This is a genomic window from Streptomyces sp. WMMB303 (genome assembly GCF_029351045.1).
Lineage (GTDB): Bacteria > Actinomycetota > Actinomycetes > Streptomycetales > Streptomycetaceae > Streptomyces.
The window spans coordinates 2,378,391-2,394,255 of sequence record NZ_JARKIN010000001.1; the positions used below are offsets into that span (position 1 = coordinate 2,378,391).

Genomic DNA, 15,865 nt, shown 5'->3' on the forward strand with positions numbered 1-15,865 from the left:
CCGTCCCGGGCCTGGGGCGCGGCGTCGCAGGTCGGGACGGGGGCGTGCGGAATATCGATTTTCGCTTCACCGGATCGTGGTGCTAAGGTCTACCACGTCAGCAGGCGCCGCTAGCTCAGTTGGTTAGAGCAGCTGACTCTTAATCAGCGGGTCCGGGGTTCGAGTCCCTGGCGGCGCACAGACAGTCGAAGGCCCCTCGCGGAAGCGGGGGGCCTTCGTCGTGCGTGCGGCCGGTCCGGAGCGCGGAGCGGCGTGGGCCCCCGGGACCGGACACGGCGGATGGCGGGCAGCCCCACTCCCGATAGTTGGACTATCTATCAAGGGTGGGAGAAGGTGCACATGGCCCCCGTGCAGAGCGGAGAAGGGAAACCGATGCGCATTGCGGAGCTGAGTCGACTCAGCGGAGTGCCCGCACCGACGATCAAGTACTACGTACGGGAGTCGCTGCTGGCACCCGGCGAGCGCACCGGCCGCAACCAGGCCCGGTACGACGAACAGCACGTGACCAGGCTGCGCCTCATCCGCGCCCTGCTGGAGGTGGGCGGACTCTCGGTCGCCGCCGCCCGCGACGTCGTCGCCGCGCTCGACAGCCCGCAGCGCGGCAGCCGCAAGGTGCTGGGCGCCGCCCGGCAGACCGTGCCCGCCGCCCGGACGGGGCCGGCCCACCCCGACGAGCCGGGGCAGCGCGCGGCTCTCGCCGAGATCCGGGCCCTGGTCGCGCGCCAGGGCTGGCAGATCGAGGAGCACGCTCCGGCCCTGGACGCCGCGGCGCGGGCCCTGGGCGCACTGCGGGGGCTGGGCCAGGACGACTTCGCCGACCAGCTCGACACCTACGCACGCGCCGCGGACGCCGTGGCCGCCACCGATCTGGAGGTCGTCCGCAAGCGCCCGGACGCCGACGCGAGGGCCGAGGCGGTGGTCCTGGGCAACCTCCTGGGTGACGCGCTGCTGGCCGCGCTGCGCAGCCTCGCCCAGGCGCACCGGTCGGCCGAGCTGTGCGACTGACCCGCCCTTCGCGGCGCCCGAGCCGCCGCCGTCCGGCCCCGGGCCGCCCGCTGCCCGCCCACCGGCCCCGGGGCGCCCGCCGCGTGCGGTCCGTCAGTCCCTGACCACGCGCAGTTCCCAGTCGCCGTCCGGGGTGCGTCCGGTGACCTCGACACGGAGGGCGTCCCGGGGGTCGGACCAGGTCTCGCCCACGCCGAGCGGCGCGTCGGCGAGCTGGCTGTGCACGGAGATCTCGCGGCAGCGGGAGGTCCCCGGATGACCGTCGACGACCTGCACGGGGCCGTGTGTGGAGGGTGTGTCGCTGCTCACCCGGTAGATCAGCAGACCCTCGGAGCAGGCCCCCGCGTCGTTGCCCGCGCGCTCGCGGATCTCCATGACCAGGGCCCGGTGGGCGCCGGTCCGCAGGACGAGGAGCCGGACTCCGTCCGCGCCCGTCGCCGGGGCCACCCGCTCGGGTGCGGTCGGCGGCCCGGCCCCGGCCGTGACCGGGCGCCGCACCTCGTGGCGGGCCCGCGCCCGGTGCGCGGGGGCGGCCAGGGGCCGCAGCGTGTAGCGGGTCCGGGGCGACTCCGCGTGCGCCTGCTGCCGGGCCGCGTCCCCGGTCGTCGGGATGCAGGCCACGTTGGACCGGTCCAGCCAGCCGAGCTTCCACTTGTGCCAGCCGAACGGCTCGGGTGCCAGTCCGAACTGGCTTCCCATCAGGTCCCAGTCCCCGACCCTGGTGTCCCAGTCCGCCTTGCCGTCGGCGGGCCGCTGGTAGAGGTCGGGCAGATCGAAGAGGTGCCCGGTCTCGTGGGCCAGGACATTGCGGTCGGGTGGACTCTGTTCGAACACGGTGACGATGCGGTCGAGCTCCACCCCGTCCGCGTGCAGCGGCTCATTCAGATTGACCACTTTCGTCGCATCGGGATCCACACCCGGGGCATCCGGGTCCGCGATCAGGTAGACGACGTCGTAGCGGCCGAAGTCCACCCGCGGGTCGGCGGCGGCAACGGCATCGCGCAGGTAGGAGTTGCGCAGGTCAGCGCGCCAGTCCCGCTGTATGTCGTACTCCGCCGCGGGGCGGGGCATCCGGATCCAGCGGTCGACCGGACGCGGTCGCAAGCGGAACTTTCCGTAACTCGCCCGCTTGAAAAAGTCTGATGTAGCAGGGAAATGGTCATTCACAAGCTCGCGAGGGGTGGCCATCGGGGTCGCATCGGGGAAAGAGAGAAAGAGAAGGGCGGCGTCGAGCGTCCCCTCGGGACGCGGATAGGAGGCGTTCCAGGTGTCCAGACCCAGCGAGTGGTGCGCATCGGTGCGCGGCAGGGCGCACGGCATGCCCACCGCGACGGCCTGCACGGGGCCGGCCACCAGGCCGACCCCCATGAAGGCGGTCAGCGCCATCAGCACCGCTCCCACCCGGTGCCGGATCCCGGGCCCAAGGGAGTCCGCGCCGCGCCCGGAACGGTGCGGAGCCACTCCGTCGGGTACAGACGCACGCGCCACGCGAAGACCTCACCGGAAGAGGACGGATGGACCCCCTCAGATTCGCGCCATATGTCCGGATACGCGCTGTTTCGATAGACCGGACGAGTCAACCGCAGTATGACTACTCTTCGTAATAGGCGGTCGATAGTGGTCAGGGCACACTCAGGACCGATGCGGAAACGGTCACCCGTGCGCCCGTACCCGAGCCCCGGCCACCCGACCGACCGGGAGCCCGAGCGGAGACACTGGCTCCACTCGGGCGCCAACCTCTATGATCGGCACATTTCCAGCGCGGATCCTCCCCTGGGCGGCCCACGGGCAGCCGGCCGACCGATCCGCACGAGACGAGCCCCCCGCGGAGCGATCGGTGAACGGACCCCTCGAAGGACCGGGCAAAGACTCCGGCGAAGCCCTCGTAACCCAATCCCAGACCATCACGGAAAGTAGCCACAAGCGCTGGCGGCGGCGCGCACACCACGGGCACAACGAGAGCGACTTCCGGGCCGCCTTTCACGCGGCGCAGTTGCCGATGGCCATCGTCGACCCCAACGGCCGGGTGCTGACGGCCAACCGGGCGCTGGGAATCCTGCTGGGCGCCGAACCGAACCGGCTGACCGCACGGCCCATCGCCGAACTGGTCGGGCTCGGCCTGGACGGACGGGTGCGCAGCGCGTACCACGAGGCGCTGCAGGGCCGTACCGACCGGATGTCCTGCACCCGCAGGCTCAAGCACGCCGACGGACACACCCTCTGGGCCGAGATCACGGTGACCCCCACCGCGCGCGGCGGCGAGGCGCTGCTGTCCATCGCCGACATCAGCGAGCGCCGCGACCTCCAGGAGCGGCTGCGGCATCTGCAGATGCACGACCCGGTCACCAGGCTGCCCAACCGCACCCTCTTCTTCGAACGGCTGGCCGGAGCACTGGCCGACTCGGCGACGGGCCGGACCGGCCTGTGCTACCTCGACCTGGACGGCTTCAAGGCCGTCAACGACACCCTCGGCCACCGGATCGGCGACAGCCTGCTGGACGCGGTGGCACAGCGGCTGACCCGGTGCGCCGAGGCGGGCGGGGAGGACGGCGGCGGCCATCTGGTGGCCCGGCTCGGCGGTGACGAGTTCGCACTGCTGGTCGAGTCGTCCACCGGCACCGAGCAGCTCACCCAGCTCGCCCAGTCCGTCCTGGCCACCCTCCAGCGGCCGTTCGACCTGGCCGGGCAGCGGCTCTCGGTCTCGGCCAGCATCGGGGTCGTCGAGCGGGAGACGGCAGGCACCACGCCCACCGAACTGATGCAGGCGGCCGACACCACGCTGTACTGGGCCAAGGCCGACGGCAAGGCCCGCTGGACGCTCTTCGACCCGGAGCGCAACGCCCATCGGATGACCCGGCAGTCCCTCTCCTCCACCCTGCGCCGGGCCGTGGAGCGGGGCGAGTTCGTGCTGGAGTACCAGCCGATCGTGGGCTTCGCCGACGACCGGCTGCGCGGGGTCGAGGCGCTGGTGCGCTGGCAGCATCCGCAGTTCGGAATGCTCAGCCCGGACCGGTTCATCGGCCTCGCGGAGGAGAACGGCGCCATCGTGCCACTGGGCCGCTGGGTGCTGGAGGAGTCCTGCCGGCAGGCGCGACGCTGGATGCGGGAGCACCCGGGACCGCCGCTGTACGTGAGCGTCAACGTCGCGGTGCGCCAGGTATGGGACTCCGACCTGGTGCGCGACGTGGCCGAGATCCTGGAGGAGACCGGGCTGCCGGCCGGGCTGCTCCAGCTGGAGCTGACCGAGTCGGCGGTGATGGGGTCGGCCGGGCGCCCCCTCCAGGCGCTGCAGGCGCTCTCGGAGATGGGGGTACGCATCGCCATCGACGACTTCGGCACCGGCTACTCCAACCTGGCCTACCTCAGCCGGCTCCCGGTGCGCGCGCTCAAACTGGACGGCACCTTCGTGCGCGGCTTCCGCACGGCACGGCACCAGAACCCCGCGGACGAGACGATCGTGACGGCCCTGGTCCAGCTCGCGCACAAGCTGGGCCTGACCGTCACCGCCGAGTGCGTGGAGGGCCCGGCGCAGGCCGAGCGCCTCCGCCGGATCGGCTGCGACACGGGGCAGGGCTGGCACTACGCCAAACCCATGGCGGCCGACCGGATCGCCGAGCTGCTGGCGTGGTCGCCCCCGGAGGCGGGCAGCGCGTAGCCCTCCGCAGCCCGGTTCCGGGAGAGCGCCGCCCGGAACCGGGGGTCGCTCCTCCGGAACCGCCGCACCCGGTCAGGGGAGCCGGTAGGCGTCGGCTATCAGTTCCAGCGACCGGGCCCGGGCCTCGGGGGTGTGCGCGTTGGCGGTGAGCATCAGCTCGTCGGCGCCGGTCCGCTCGACGAGCGCGTCGAGTCCGGCCCGCACGGCGTCCGCGGTGCCGTAGGTGACGTTGCCCAGCCAGCTCTCCACGAAATCGCGCTCCACGGGGCTGAACGGGTACGCCTCGGCCTCCTCCGGGGTGGGGATCAGTCCGGGCCGTCCGGTCCGCAGCCGCACCATGGACAGGGCGCCCGTCAGCACCTGGCGGCGGGCCTCCTTCTCGTCCTCGGCGGCCAGCGCGGCGGCGCCGATCAGCGCGTAGGGCTCCGCCAGCACCGCCGAGGGGCGGAACGTCTCACGGTAGAGCTCCAGGGCCGGGAGCGTGTTGGCGGCCGAGAAGTGGTGCGCGAAGGCGAACGGGAGCCCCAGCTGCCCCGCGAGCTGGGCGCTGAATCCGGAGGAGCCCAGCAGCCACACCGGCGGCCGGTGCGCGGCGCCGTCCGCCCCGGTACCGCGAGTCTGCACGGGTCCGGGCACGGCGTGGATGCGGGCGTAGCGGTGGCCGTCGGGAAAGTCGTCGTCCAGGAACCGGACCAGTTCGGCGAGCTGCTGCGGGAAGTCGTCCGCCCCCTCGCGCAGCTTCTCGGTGCGCCGCAGCGCGGCGGCCGTCGCACCGTCGGTGCCCGGTGCCCGGCCCAGCCCCAGGTCGATCCGGCCCGGCGCGAGCGCCTCCAGCGTGCCGAACTGCTCGGCGATCACCAGCGGAGCGTGGTTGGGCAGCATCACGCCGCCCGAGCCCAGCCGGACGCGGCGGGTGTGGGAGGCGAGATGGGCCAGGATGACGGCGGGCGAGGAGCTGGCGACGCCGGGCATGGAGTGGTGTTCGGCCACCCAGTAGCGGGTGAAGCCGCGGGCGTCGGCGAGGGCCGCCATCCGGGTGGAGGTCTCCAGCGCTTCCCGCGCCGTGTACCCCTCGCCCACGTTGACCAGGTCGAGGACGGAGAGGGGCACGGGGGCCTCGCCCCGCGCCTCGCCCCGGATACCGGTCGTCGGATCCTGGTGCTGTGCGTCCTCGCCCTGCTGGCTCACGATGGCTTCGCCTTCCTGCTGCGTTCCGGTACCCGGCCCGCGCGCCCCGTGCCGGGGTCCGCGGGCCACGAGCCGGTACAACGCGCCGGAGGGCCGCTGTCTTCCCGGGTGCGGCAGACCGGCCGCAGGTCCGGCGCGGGACGGGCGGAGAGCGCGCCGGGGAGCCGCCGCGCCCGCCCGGTCCCCCGGTGGCCGGTTCGGCGCCGGAGGACCGGAAGCGCGGACGGGACCGCGCCGGTCAGGAGAAGAGCGCGCCCAGCTCCGGGCAGTGCACCTTGCGGTCCAGCAGCCGCAGCCCCTCCTTCGCGGTGACCTGGTTGGCTGTGAGGACGGGCTTGCCCAACTCGGCCTCCAGGGCGGGGATGTGGGCTGCGGTGTGCAGGGCGGTGTCCGGCAGCAGTACGGCCTGCGCGTCGGGGTGGTCGCCGCCGCGGGCCAGCGCCAGCACCTCCTCCTCGCCCCAGGTGCCGACCTCGGCGGCGGTGATGATGCCGCTGCCGCGCATGGCGACCACCTCGGCGCCCGCGGCCTTGAGGAAGCCGGTGAACAGCTCGGCGACGTCTTCCGGGTAGGTCGCCGCGATGCTGACGCGGTCGACATCGAGGTCGCGGACGGCGTGCGCGAAGGCGAAGGAGGTGCTGGAGGCGGGGAGCCCCGCCGTCTCTCCCAGCTCCCGGACCTGCTCGTGGGCGCCGTCCCAGCCGAAGACGAAGCTGGCGCTGGTGCAGGCCCACACGACGGCCTGGATGTCCTCGCCCTTGACCTCCTCGACCTTCGCGGCGAGCCGGGCCGCGGACCCCATCTCCAGCAGGGCGTCCACCCGGTGGGCGTCCTCGCCGATGTCGGTGTGCACGAGCGGCAGCCGTACCTCGGCGCCCGCCTCGGCGAGGATCCGCTCCAGCCTCGGGTAGTCGTCCTCGGCCGAGTAGCCGGGGTAGAGGAATCCGACCGCCGGTGCCGATGCCGCCTGTGCCATCTACGCCTCCTGTGGGTGCTGAAAGGTGTGCTGCGCTGTGTGGTCCGCTGCGAGTGCTCGCATGCGTGCGGGACCGCCGTACTGCCGGTGGCGGTACGGCGGTTGGTTCGTACGGCGGGCCGTACGGAAGGGGATCCGCACGGCGACCGTACGGAAGGGGATCCGCACGGCGGACCGTGCGGAGGGTGGGCCCGTACGGGATGCCGTGCGGGCGGGTGCGGACGGGGAAGGGTCAGACCGGGGGCTGGGGGCCGCTGCCCCACTCGTCCGGGAGCCCGGGATGCCCGTAGCCGAGGTCGGGGGTGCCCTCCAGCGGGTCGCCGGGCTCGGTGCCCGCTCCCGCCAGCGCCGCCTCCGGCTCGTGGCCGACCTGCTGCTCCTCGGGCTCGACGAGTCCGTCCGCCTCGTGCGCCACCGGCTGGGTGCCGGTGGTGGACGTCATGGCGGCCGGGCCGCGCCGCGCGACCGGGTCGAGGAGCGCCTGGTAGGGGCCGACGGCCTGCTTGCCGACCGCGCGCAGGGCCGCCCACATGGTGACCTGGTTCGCGGAGAGCACAGGCATCCGCAGCTCGGCCTCCAGCTGCGGGATGACGTCGTAGGTCGGGAGGTTGGTGCAGGAGATGAACAGCGCGTCGGGCGCGTCCACCACCGCTTCCCGGGCCATGTCGACCACGTCCCGGTAGGCCACCCGCCAGATCTCCCGGGTGAGCCCCATGTAGCAGCGCCCGGTGATGCCGATCCCGGCCTCGTCCAGGTAGTCCTCCAGGGAGTCGGTGACCGACTTGGTGTAGGGGGTGACGATCGCGATGCGCCGTGCGTCGATCTCACGCAGCGCGTCCAGCATCGCACCCGAGGTGGTCAGGGCCGGCATCTCACCGGCGTCCGCCATTGCGGTCGCCATGGCGCGTTCACCGGCCGTACCGCCCACGAAACTGCCCGATGTGCAGGCGTAGGCCACGACTTCCGGGGCCACGGCGCACAGCGCGCGGGTCGCCTCACGCAGCGTCTCGTGCTCGCTGACCAGGCGTGCGAGGTCGAGGCTGACCTCGACGGGGACGAAGGGGGTGCGGGTCAGGTGCAGGGACACGTCGTCCGGCACCCAGCGCCAGAGCTCACGGTCCAGTGCGAAGTCGAAGGGAGCGACGATTCCCACGCCGCGCTGCGGCAACGGTCCGCCGAGGAAGGAGACGTCCATTTCGGACCCCAAAAGAACGGAGGGGAAGGCTCATGGCCAGAAGGCCCCTGAGTCAAGGGAAGTCAGAGGAAAAGCAAAGCCGGTCAGAAGCCGGGACGCCGGGACAGATGTCTTTGTTGACGAAGGTAGTTTCTGCTCCCTACCGTGGTCAATCCCGCCATCTGAGGCTGGTTCCCGTCCCTCCCGGCTCACCCCTTCAGCCAACCGTCCCTGCGTTTCGAAACGGTTTCCTACCTATGTCCGAAACCTGCGTTCTTGTCCTCGATGCCGAGCCGCTTCCCCGGCTCGACCGACTCGCGGGACGCGCACGCGTCGTGCATGCCGACGAGAAGACGCTCGCCGACCAACTTCCCGAGGCCGACGTCCTGTTGGTCTGGGACTTCCTCTCCGACGCGGTACGCGACGCCTGGCCGGGCGACGGCCCCCGGCCACGCTGGGTACACACCCCGAGCGCCGGTGTGGACCGGCTGCTGCCGGAGCTGGCCGACGGTCGCGAGACCGTCATCACCAATGCACGGGGCGTGTTCGACCGCCCGATCGCCGAATACGTCCTCGGGCTCGTACTGGCCATGGCCAAAGACTTCCGTGGCACCTGGGAATTGCAACGACAGCGCCGCTGGCGGCACCGAGAGACATTCCGTGTCGGAGGAAGTCGGGCGACGGTTGTCGGTTCCGGGCCCATCGGCCGGGAAATCGGGCGCGCACTGCTGGCACTCGGTGTCAAAGTGGACCTCGTCGGCCGGACCGCACGGGACGGGGACCCCGAATTCGGGCGCGTGCACAGCACGGACTCGCTGCCCGGCCTGCTCGGCGACTCGGACTGGGTCGTGTGCGTCGCACCGCTGACCCAGGAGTCGACGGGTATGTTCGACGCCGCGATGTTTGCGCGGATGAAGCCCGAAGCGCACTTCGTGAACGTCGGGCGGGGCGCGCACGTGGTCGAGGACGACCTGGTGGACGCGCTGCTCAAGCACCACATCCGGGGCGCCGCGCTGGACGTGTTCGCCGAGGAGCCGCTGCCTGCCGACAGCAGGCTCTGGGACGTGCCCGGACTGCTCGTCTCGCCGCACATGAGCGGTGACACGATCGGCTGGCGCAACGATCTCGCGGAACAGTTCCTGGACAACTTCGACCGCTGGGAGGCGGGCGAGCCGCTGCTGAACGTCGTCGACAAGGACCTCGGCTACGTTCCGTCGGCCCCCGCCGCGCGGACGGACTGACCGGCCGGGCACGGGGCTCCCCGGCGCCCCGTGCCCGCCGGAGCCGCTCCGGCGGGGCCGTGGTGCGCTCCGGCTCCACCGGAGCGTTCTTCCACGGGTTCTCCTTCTCCTCCGTCGCCGGTGACGCTCGCTGTCACCGGGTCGTTTCTTCACGCCTCGGGTGCGGTGCGGGCCCGGGGCTCGTCGTCCTGGCGGTCCGCCGTGCGCGGGCCGCCCGGTCTCTCGGGAGGTTTCGTCATGTCCGATCTCAACGCCCTGACCGCGACCCAGCTCGTGGCGGGGTACGAAACGGGGGACTTCACCCCCGTGGAGGTCACCCGGGCGGCGCTGGAGCGCGCAGAGGTGACCCAGGAGCGCGTCAACGCGTTCGTCCGCATCGACGGCGAGGCCGCGCTGCGGCAGGCCGAGGAGTCCGCCGGGCGCTGGGAGCGCGGCGAACCGGCCGGCCCGGTGGACGGGGTGCCGGTGACGGTGAAGGACATCCTGCTGCAGCGCGGCGCACCCACCTTCAAGGGCTCCTGGGCCACCGGCGAGGGCGGGCCCGGGGACGAGGACGCCCCGTCGGTGGCGCGACTGCGGGAGAGCGGCGCCGTCTTCCTGGGCAAGACGACGACGCCCGAGTTCGGCTGGAAGGGTGTCACCGACAGCCCCCGGCACGGCGTGACCGGCAATCCGTACGCGCCCGACCGCACCGCGGGCGGCTCCAGCGGGGGCAGCGCGGCGGCCGTCGCGACGGGCGCCGGACCGCTGTCGCTGGGTACGGACGGCGGCGGGTCCGTGCGGATCCCCGCCTCGTTCTGCGGCATCTTCGCGCTGAAGCCCACCTACGGGCGGGTACCGATCTACCCCGCGAGCGCCTTCGGGACCCTCGCGCACGTGGGTCCGATGACCCGGGACGCGGAGGACGCCGCACTGCTGATGGACGTGATCAGCGCGCCGGACCCGCGGGACTGGTCGCACCTGGGCCCGGTGGCGCACAGCTTCCGCGGCGCGCTGGCAGCGGGCGCGGAGGGGGTGCGCGGGCTGCGGGTGGCCTTCTCGCCCGACTTCGGCGGCCGGGTGCAGGTCGATCCGGAGGTCGCCGCAGCCGTTCGGAGCGCGGTGGCGGTGCTGGAGGAGCTGGGTGCGGTGGTGGAGGAGGCCGACCCCGGCTTCGCCGACCCGGTCGACTCCTTCCACACGCTGTGGTTCAGCGGGGCGGCACGCGTCACCCAGGGATTCAGCCATGATCAGCGGGAGAGCCTGGACCCGGGCCTGCAGGAGATCTGCGCGGACGGGGCCGCCCGCAGCGCGCTGGAGTACCTCGCCGCCGTGGACGAGCGGATGGATCTGGGCCGGCGGATGGGGGCCTTCCACGAACGGTACGACCTGCTGGTGACGCCGACCATGCCGCTCACCGCGTTCGAGGCGGGGGTGGAGGTGCCCCGCGGCTCCTCGCTGACCCGGTGGACGGGGTGGACGCCCTTCTCCTACCCGTTCAACATGACGCAGCAGCCGGCCGCTTCGGTGCCGTGCGGGACGGACGGGGCCGGGCTGCCGGTGGGTGTGCAGCTCGTCGGTCCGCGGCACTCCGACGCGCTCGTGCTGGGTGCCTCGCACGCCCTGTACGAGGCGGGAGTCGCGGCCGGGGTGCCCTCCGTGCTGGGCTGAGCGCGGTCGGCTGGTCCCGTTGGGGGGTTGCGCCCCCCAACGGGTGTGTTCCTCAGGCTCGGCGGAAGTTGAGGGTCTCGCCGACGGCGCCCGAGCGCCAGAGGTCCTGGCAGGCCTCGGCCATGGAGTCGAGGCCCTCGACAATCTGCCCCCAGACGATGCCGGGCACCCAGCCGGCGTCGCCGTTGATCAGCAGATTGTTGCGCTCGTAGAACAGCGCGAGGTCGATGACGGTGGCCCGGCCGGCGTGTGCGGCCTCGGTGCCCTGCTGTTCCGCCGCGGCCTCGTACCCGTATCCCGGGGTCGCCAACTGGGTGTTGGAGAAGGTGAAATAGCAGAGGTCACCTGGGATGGGGGTAATGGTCGGATTCTCCAGCGGCGGCTCCTGGGGGGCGAACGGGGGAATAAGGGCGTAGATCTCGTTGCGCGCGTACTTCGCGTGGTAGACGTCGCCGCCCAGCGGCAGCGCGTCCCACACCGCCGCACACGTGATGGGTGCGCGGTCGTCGAGCAGCTTTGCCGTGCAGCTCACTCCCCGCTTGTCCAACGACACTTCAATGAAGCGCTCAGCCATCGTGCCTCCGCACAAGGGTGGTCATTTACCTGCCAATGGTGACTCAGACACCAGCTTCAGCGCGACCCCATAACGGCTTGAAATTATCCGCATATCTTCAGCCTGGCTGGGTATGCGCGCGCCCATGGCTCCACCACAGAGGAACAACACGGCAGGTGCCGGGAGACGTTTGAGCCGTCGAACGCTGCTCGGCGGGGCGGCGTCCTTGGGTGCGGTGAGCGCGCTCGGCGCAACGACCGCATGCAGTCGGGTGTCCAGCGCGGACGCCGAGGACGGGGGAGATCTTCTGGAGCGGCTGAAGGCCCAGGGCACGGTGAAACTGGGCCTCGCCGGCGAACAGCCCTACAGCTACATCGACAAGGACGGCGAGCTGACGGGCACCTCGCCCGAGATCGCCAGGACCATCTTCAAGCGGCTGGGCGTTCCGAAGGTCCAGCCCTTCCCGACCGAGTTCAACTCGCTGATCCCGGGTCTCAACTCGCAGCAGTTCGACGTGGTCGCGGCTGGTATGTACATAACGCCCGAACGATGCAAACAGGTCCTGTTCGCCGACCCCGAGTACGAGATGCGCGACGCGTTCATCGTGCGCAAGGGGAACCCGAAGAACCTGCACAACTACGAGGACGTCAAGAAGAGCGGCGCGAAGTTGGCGACCGGAACCGGCTATGCCGAAATCGGCTACGCGGCCGAGGTCGGCATCAAGGAGTCGGAAATTCTGCTGCTTCCGGACCAGCTGGCCGGACTCCTTGCCGTGGAACAGGGGCGTGCCGATGTATTCACCGGCACGGCGGTCACCGTGCGGAATGTGGTCAGGCAGACCAAGAGCAAGAAGGCGGAGTTCACCGAGGCCTTCACTCCGAAGCTGGACGGAAAGCCCGATCTGGGCACCGGCGCGTTCGCCTTCCGCTCGGTCGAGACGAAGCTGCGGGACGCCTTCAACCGCGAACTGCACAAGATGAAGGAGAGCGGCGAGCTCTTCCGGATCATGAAGGGCTTCGGCTTCATCAAGGAAGAGATGACCGACATGACCGCGAAGGAGCGCTGCGCATGACGGACCTCACCGCAGGGCTGTGGGAGCTGCTCCTCAAGGGCGTCTGGGTCACCGTCCAGCTCACCGTCTTCAGCGCGGCGCTGGGCGCGTTCGTCGCCTTCGTGATCGGGGTGGCCAGGACCAACCGGCTGTGGATCGTCCGGTTCCTCTCCGGCCTCTACATGGAGATCTTCCGGGGCACCTCCGCCCTGGTGCTGATGTTCTGGATGTTCTTCGTGCTGCCGGTCGCCTTCGGCTGGCAACTGGTGCCGATGTGGGCGGCTGTGCTCGCACTGGGCCTCTCGTACGGCGCCTACGGCTCGGAGATCGTGCGTGGCGCGCTCGCCGCGGTGGCGCCGGCCCAGCAGGAGGCCGGGATCGCGCTGAGCTTCTCGCCCTGGCAGCGGCTGGTGAAGATCCAGCTTCCGCAGGCGTGGCCCGAGATGGTCCCGCCCGCCAACAACCTGCTGATCGAGCTGCTCAAGGGCACCGCGCTGGTGTCCGTGCTGGGCGTCGGCGACATCACCTTCGGGGCCGCGCTGGTGCGCAACGCACTCGGCGAGAGCGCTCCCGTCTACACGATCATCCTGGTCATGTACTTCATCCTGGCCTTCCTGCTGACCCGTGTGATGCGCGCGGTGGAGCGGAAGGCGAAGGCGGGCATCGGCCAGGCCCCGGAGAAGGGCCGAGGAGTGCTGCGCAAGCTCACCGTTCCCCGGCAGGCGGACGCGCCCTCGAGCGACCTGTCCAAGAGCGCGGGAGGTGCCCGATGAAGTGGGACTGGTCGGCTGTCGGCGACTTCATGCCGCGCTTCTGGGACGGCGTGCTGGTCACGCTCCAGGCGCTGGTGCTCGGCTCGCTCATCGCCTTCGCCCTCGGGCTCATCTGGGCGATGGCCCAGCGCTCACCGCTGAAGGCGGTGCGCTGGCCGGTGATGGTGGTCACCGAGTTCGTCCGCAACACCCCGCTGCTGGTGCAGCTGTTCTTCCTGTTCTACGTACTGCCGGAGTGGGGGCTGACGCTCTCCGCGCTCACCACCGGCATCGTCGGCCTCGGGCTGCACTACTCGACCTACACCGCCGAGGTCTACCGGGCCGGCATCGACGGTGTCCCGGTGGGCCAGTGGGAGGCGTGCACCGCGCTGAGCATGCCGCGCGGCCGCACCTGGAGCGCCGTCATCCTGCCGCAGGCGATCCGCCGCGTGGTGCCCGCGCTGGGCAACTACGTGATCGCGATGCTGAAGGACTCGCCGATGATCGCGGTGATCGGTGCGCTCGAAATGCTCGGCCAGGCACGGCAGTTCACCTCCGTCACCTTCCTGCCGACCGAGCCGATCACCGTGGTCGGTATCGCCTTCATCGTCATCGCCTACCCGGCATCCCTGCTTACGAGAGCCCTGGAGCGTCGCCTTGTCCGCTGAGAAGAACCCGAGCACGGCCGCGAACGGCGGTACGAAGCCCGCTGCCGAGGGCAGTGAGCTGATCAAGTTCGACAACGTCACCAAGCGCTACGGCAGCAACGTGGTGCTGGACAACCTCTGCTTCGACGTGTCACCCGGCAAGCACGTCACCCTCATCGGCCCCTCCGGCTCGGGCAAGACCACGATCCTGCGGCTGCTGATGACCCTGGTGAAGCCGGACGAGGGCACCATCAAGGTGGCGGGCGAGTACCTCTCGCACGAGGAGCGGAACGGCAAGCTGGTGCCGGCGGGCGAGAAGCACTCGCGCGAGGTCCGCAAGAACATCGGCATGGTCTTCCAGCAGTTCAACCTCTTCCCCAACATGAAGGTGCTGCGGAACATCACCGAGGCCCCGGTGCACGTGCTGGGGCTGAGCAAGGACGAGGCCGAGCAGCGCGCCCGCGAGCTGATGGAGATGGTCGGTCTGACCGACCACATCGACAAGTACCCCAGCCAGCTCTCCGGCGGTCAGCAGCAGCGGGTGGCCATCGCCCGCGCGCTGGCGATGCGCCCGCAGGTGCTGCTGCTGGACGAGGTCACCTCTGCCCTCGACCCGGAGTTGGTGGCCGGGGTGCTGGACGTGCTGCGGGACATCGCCCACTCCACCGACATCACCATGCTCTGCGTCACGCACGAGATGAACTTCGCGCGTGACATCTCCGACGACGTGCTGATGTTCGACGCGGGCCGGGTCATCGAGTCCGGTGCGCCGGAGAAGATCTTCACCGACCCCGAGCACGAGCGCACGAGGGAGTTCCTCAGCGCCGTACTCTGAGCGCACCGGTGCTCCGCTCCGCGCGGAGCACCTGCCCTCGGGACCGAGCCCGCGCCGCCCGCGGCGCGGGCTCGGCTGCGTGGAGCAGCCGTGGCCGCGGAGCGGTCCGGGGAACAGGGCGCCACAAGCTGGGCGGCGGCGCCGGCGACGGCACGCCAGGGGGCGCGTGAGAGGGCGCATCAAGGGGGCGCATTCAGCCGTGCGGCATATGCCGATCACGGCAACGGACCCGTACCCGTGCCATGTTGGCCGCTATCGTGGGATATCAAGCCGTGACCACACGAACTGGTAACGGTACAAACGGTCACAACCTCCAGGGGGACACCGTGTCACTGCTCCAACCACCAGGAGGCCCGCCCGAGGAGTCGGGACGGGAACCGGTCACACCCCTCGGCTCGGTACAGCACGCCCTGCGGGTGCTGGAGACCGTCTCCCGGCACCGGAACGGTGTCACCGAGGAGGTGCTCGCCCGCCGCGCCGAGCTGCCCGCCGACCGGCTCGACCAGCTGCTGCGGATGCTGTGCCGCGAGGGCTATCTGACCCGGCTGGAGGACGGCTCCTATGTCGTCGGCGAGGCGCTGATGCTGCTGAGCTCCGGCATGGACCGGAGCCAAGCGCTCCGGGCGCGGCTCCAGAGCACCCTGGACGAGCTGCGGGACACCGTCGGCGCCGCCGTCTACTTCGGCCGCTACCGGGACGGGGAGCTGGAGAGCGCCCAGGTCGCCGACGGCCCCACCACCCCGGCGGTCAACCAGTGGGTGGACTTCCGCTCGGCAGCGCACGCGACCGCGCTCGGCAAATGCCTGCTCAGCCAGCTCGACCACGATCGCCGCCTGGACCATCTCTCCCGCCACCGGACGCCGCGGCTCACCTCGCGGACGATCACCGATGAGCGGCTGCTCCTGACGGCGCTCGACCGGCAGCCGTCGACCGTCCCGGTGCTGGATCTCCAGGAGTACGCCGTCGGCACGGTCTGCGCCGCGGTACCCGTGACGGCGGGCTCCGCGGTGAGCTGTCTGGCGCTCTCCCTGCCCGTCGCCCAGGCGCACCGGCTGCGCAGAGCCGCCGAGATGCTGAGCCAGCGGGCCGCGCCGGTGATGCTGTCGCTGGCGATCTGACCGCCCCGGACGCCGTCCGG

At 71.2% G+C, this 15,865-nt stretch carries 14 protein-coding genes and 1 tRNA gene; 10 read left to right on the forward strand and 5 right to left on the reverse strand.

Annotated elements, in window-relative coordinates; genetic code table 11:
* Positions 1-104 precede the first annotated feature (104 nt).
* Together P2424_RS10735 and P2424_RS10740 are read left to right on the forward strand one after the other, a co-directional pair.
* Positions 105-178, forward strand: a tRNA-Lys gene (locus P2424_RS10735).
* 194 nt (positions 179-372) lie between these two features.
* On the forward strand, positions 373-1,005 hold the full coding sequence (locus P2424_RS10740; protein ID WP_276475540.1) for a MerR family transcriptional regulator: 633 nt from the start codon (positions 373-375) through the stop codon (positions 1,003-1,005).
* Between the two features lie 93 nt (positions 1,006-1,098).
* Here the strand turns inward: P2424_RS10740 and P2424_RS10745 are convergent, their stop codons facing one another.
* Positions 1,099-2,391 (reverse strand): M6 family metalloprotease domain-containing protein, encoded by a 1,293-nt coding sequence (locus P2424_RS10745; RefSeq protein WP_276475541.1) that lies wholly within the window; start codon positions 2,389-2,391, stop codon positions 1,099-1,101.
* A gap of 451 nt (positions 2,392-2,842) precedes the next feature.
* Here P2424_RS10745 and P2424_RS10750 point away from each other — a divergent pair, with 451 nt between their 5' ends.
* Entirely contained in the window at positions 2,843-4,660 is a 1,818-nt protein-coding gene (locus P2424_RS10750) for an EAL domain-containing protein (RefSeq protein WP_276475542.1), read from the forward strand.
* 72 nt (positions 4,661-4,732) lie between these two features.
* Here the strand turns inward: P2424_RS10750 and P2424_RS10755 are convergent, their stop codons facing one another.
* The 3 genes from P2424_RS10755 to P2424_RS10765 all read right to left on the reverse strand — a co-directional run bounded on the left by P2424_RS10755 (position 4,733) and on the right by P2424_RS10765 (position 8,019).
* The gene (locus P2424_RS10755; protein WP_276475543.1) at positions 4,733-5,848 is read right to left on the reverse strand and encodes an LLM class flavin-dependent oxidoreductase; all 1,116 of its coding nucleotides are present in this window, start codon (positions 5,846-5,848) and stop codon (positions 4,733-4,735) included.
* 238 nt (positions 5,849-6,086) lie between these two features.
* Positions 6,087-6,824, reverse strand: a complete 738-nt coding sequence (locus tag P2424_RS10760) for a decarboxylase (RefSeq protein ID WP_276475544.1) — start codon at positions 6,822-6,824, stop codon at positions 6,087-6,089.
* 232 nt (positions 6,825-7,056) lie between these two features.
* A complete protein-coding gene (locus P2424_RS10765; protein ID WP_276475545.1) occupies positions 7,057-8,019 on the reverse strand; it encodes a decarboxylase in 963 nt (320 codons plus the stop codon).
* Between the two features lie 236 nt (positions 8,020-8,255).
* Between P2424_RS10765 and P2424_RS10770 the strand changes: the two genes are divergently transcribed.
* Complete coding sequence (locus P2424_RS10770) at positions 8,256-9,239, forward strand: D-2-hydroxyacid dehydrogenase (RefSeq protein WP_276475546.1); 984 nt, start codon at positions 8,256-8,258, stop codon at positions 9,237-9,239.
* Positions 9,240-9,476: 237 nt separating this feature from the next.
* On the forward strand, positions 9,477-10,889 hold the full coding sequence (locus tag P2424_RS10775) for an amidase (protein WP_276475547.1): 1,413 nt from the start codon (positions 9,477-9,479) through the stop codon (positions 10,887-10,889).
* 52 nt (positions 10,890-10,941) lie between these two features.
* Here the strand turns inward: P2424_RS10775 and P2424_RS10780 are convergent, their stop codons facing one another.
* On the reverse strand, positions 10,942-11,463 hold the full coding sequence (locus tag P2424_RS10780) for a DUF3830 family protein (RefSeq protein WP_276475548.1): 522 nt from the start codon (positions 11,461-11,463) through the stop codon (positions 10,942-10,944).
* Between the two features lie 124 nt (positions 11,464-11,587).
* Here P2424_RS10780 and ehuB point away from each other — a divergent pair, with 124 nt between their 5' ends.
* The 5 genes from ehuB to P2424_RS10805 all read left to right on the forward strand — a co-directional run bounded on the left by ehuB (position 11,588) and on the right by P2424_RS10805 (position 15,845).
* Positions 11,588-12,514, forward strand: a complete 927-nt coding sequence (ehuB, locus tag P2424_RS10785; RefSeq protein ID WP_276478917.1) for an ectoine/hydroxyectoine ABC transporter substrate-binding protein EhuB — start codon at positions 11,588-11,590, stop codon at positions 12,512-12,514.
* Complete coding sequence (ehuC, locus tag P2424_RS10790; protein ID WP_276475549.1) at positions 12,511-13,266, forward strand: ectoine/hydroxyectoine ABC transporter permease subunit EhuC; 756 nt, start codon at positions 12,511-12,513, stop codon at positions 13,264-13,266. Before ehuB ends, ehuC begins: the two co-directional genes overlap by 4 nt.
* On the forward strand, positions 13,263-13,913 hold the full coding sequence (gene ehuD, locus P2424_RS10795; RefSeq protein ID WP_276475550.1) for an ectoine/hydroxyectoine ABC transporter permease subunit EhuD: 651 nt from the start codon (positions 13,263-13,265) through the stop codon (positions 13,911-13,913). The genes ehuC and ehuD overlap by 4 nt, the downstream gene beginning before the upstream one ends.
* On the forward strand, positions 13,903-14,727 hold the full coding sequence (gene ehuA / locus P2424_RS10800) for an ectoine/hydroxyectoine ABC transporter ATP-binding protein EhuA (protein WP_276475551.1): 825 nt from the start codon (positions 13,903-13,905) through the stop codon (positions 14,725-14,727). The genes ehuD and ehuA overlap by 11 nt, the downstream gene beginning before the upstream one ends.
* Positions 14,728-15,137: 410 nt before the next feature.
* Positions 15,138-15,845: an IclR family transcriptional regulator C-terminal domain-containing protein gene (locus P2424_RS10805; protein WP_276478918.1), complete on the forward strand. Its 708-nt coding sequence runs from the start codon at positions 15,138-15,140 to the stop codon at positions 15,843-15,845.
* The last annotated feature ends 20 nt before the right edge of the window (positions 15,846-15,865 follow it).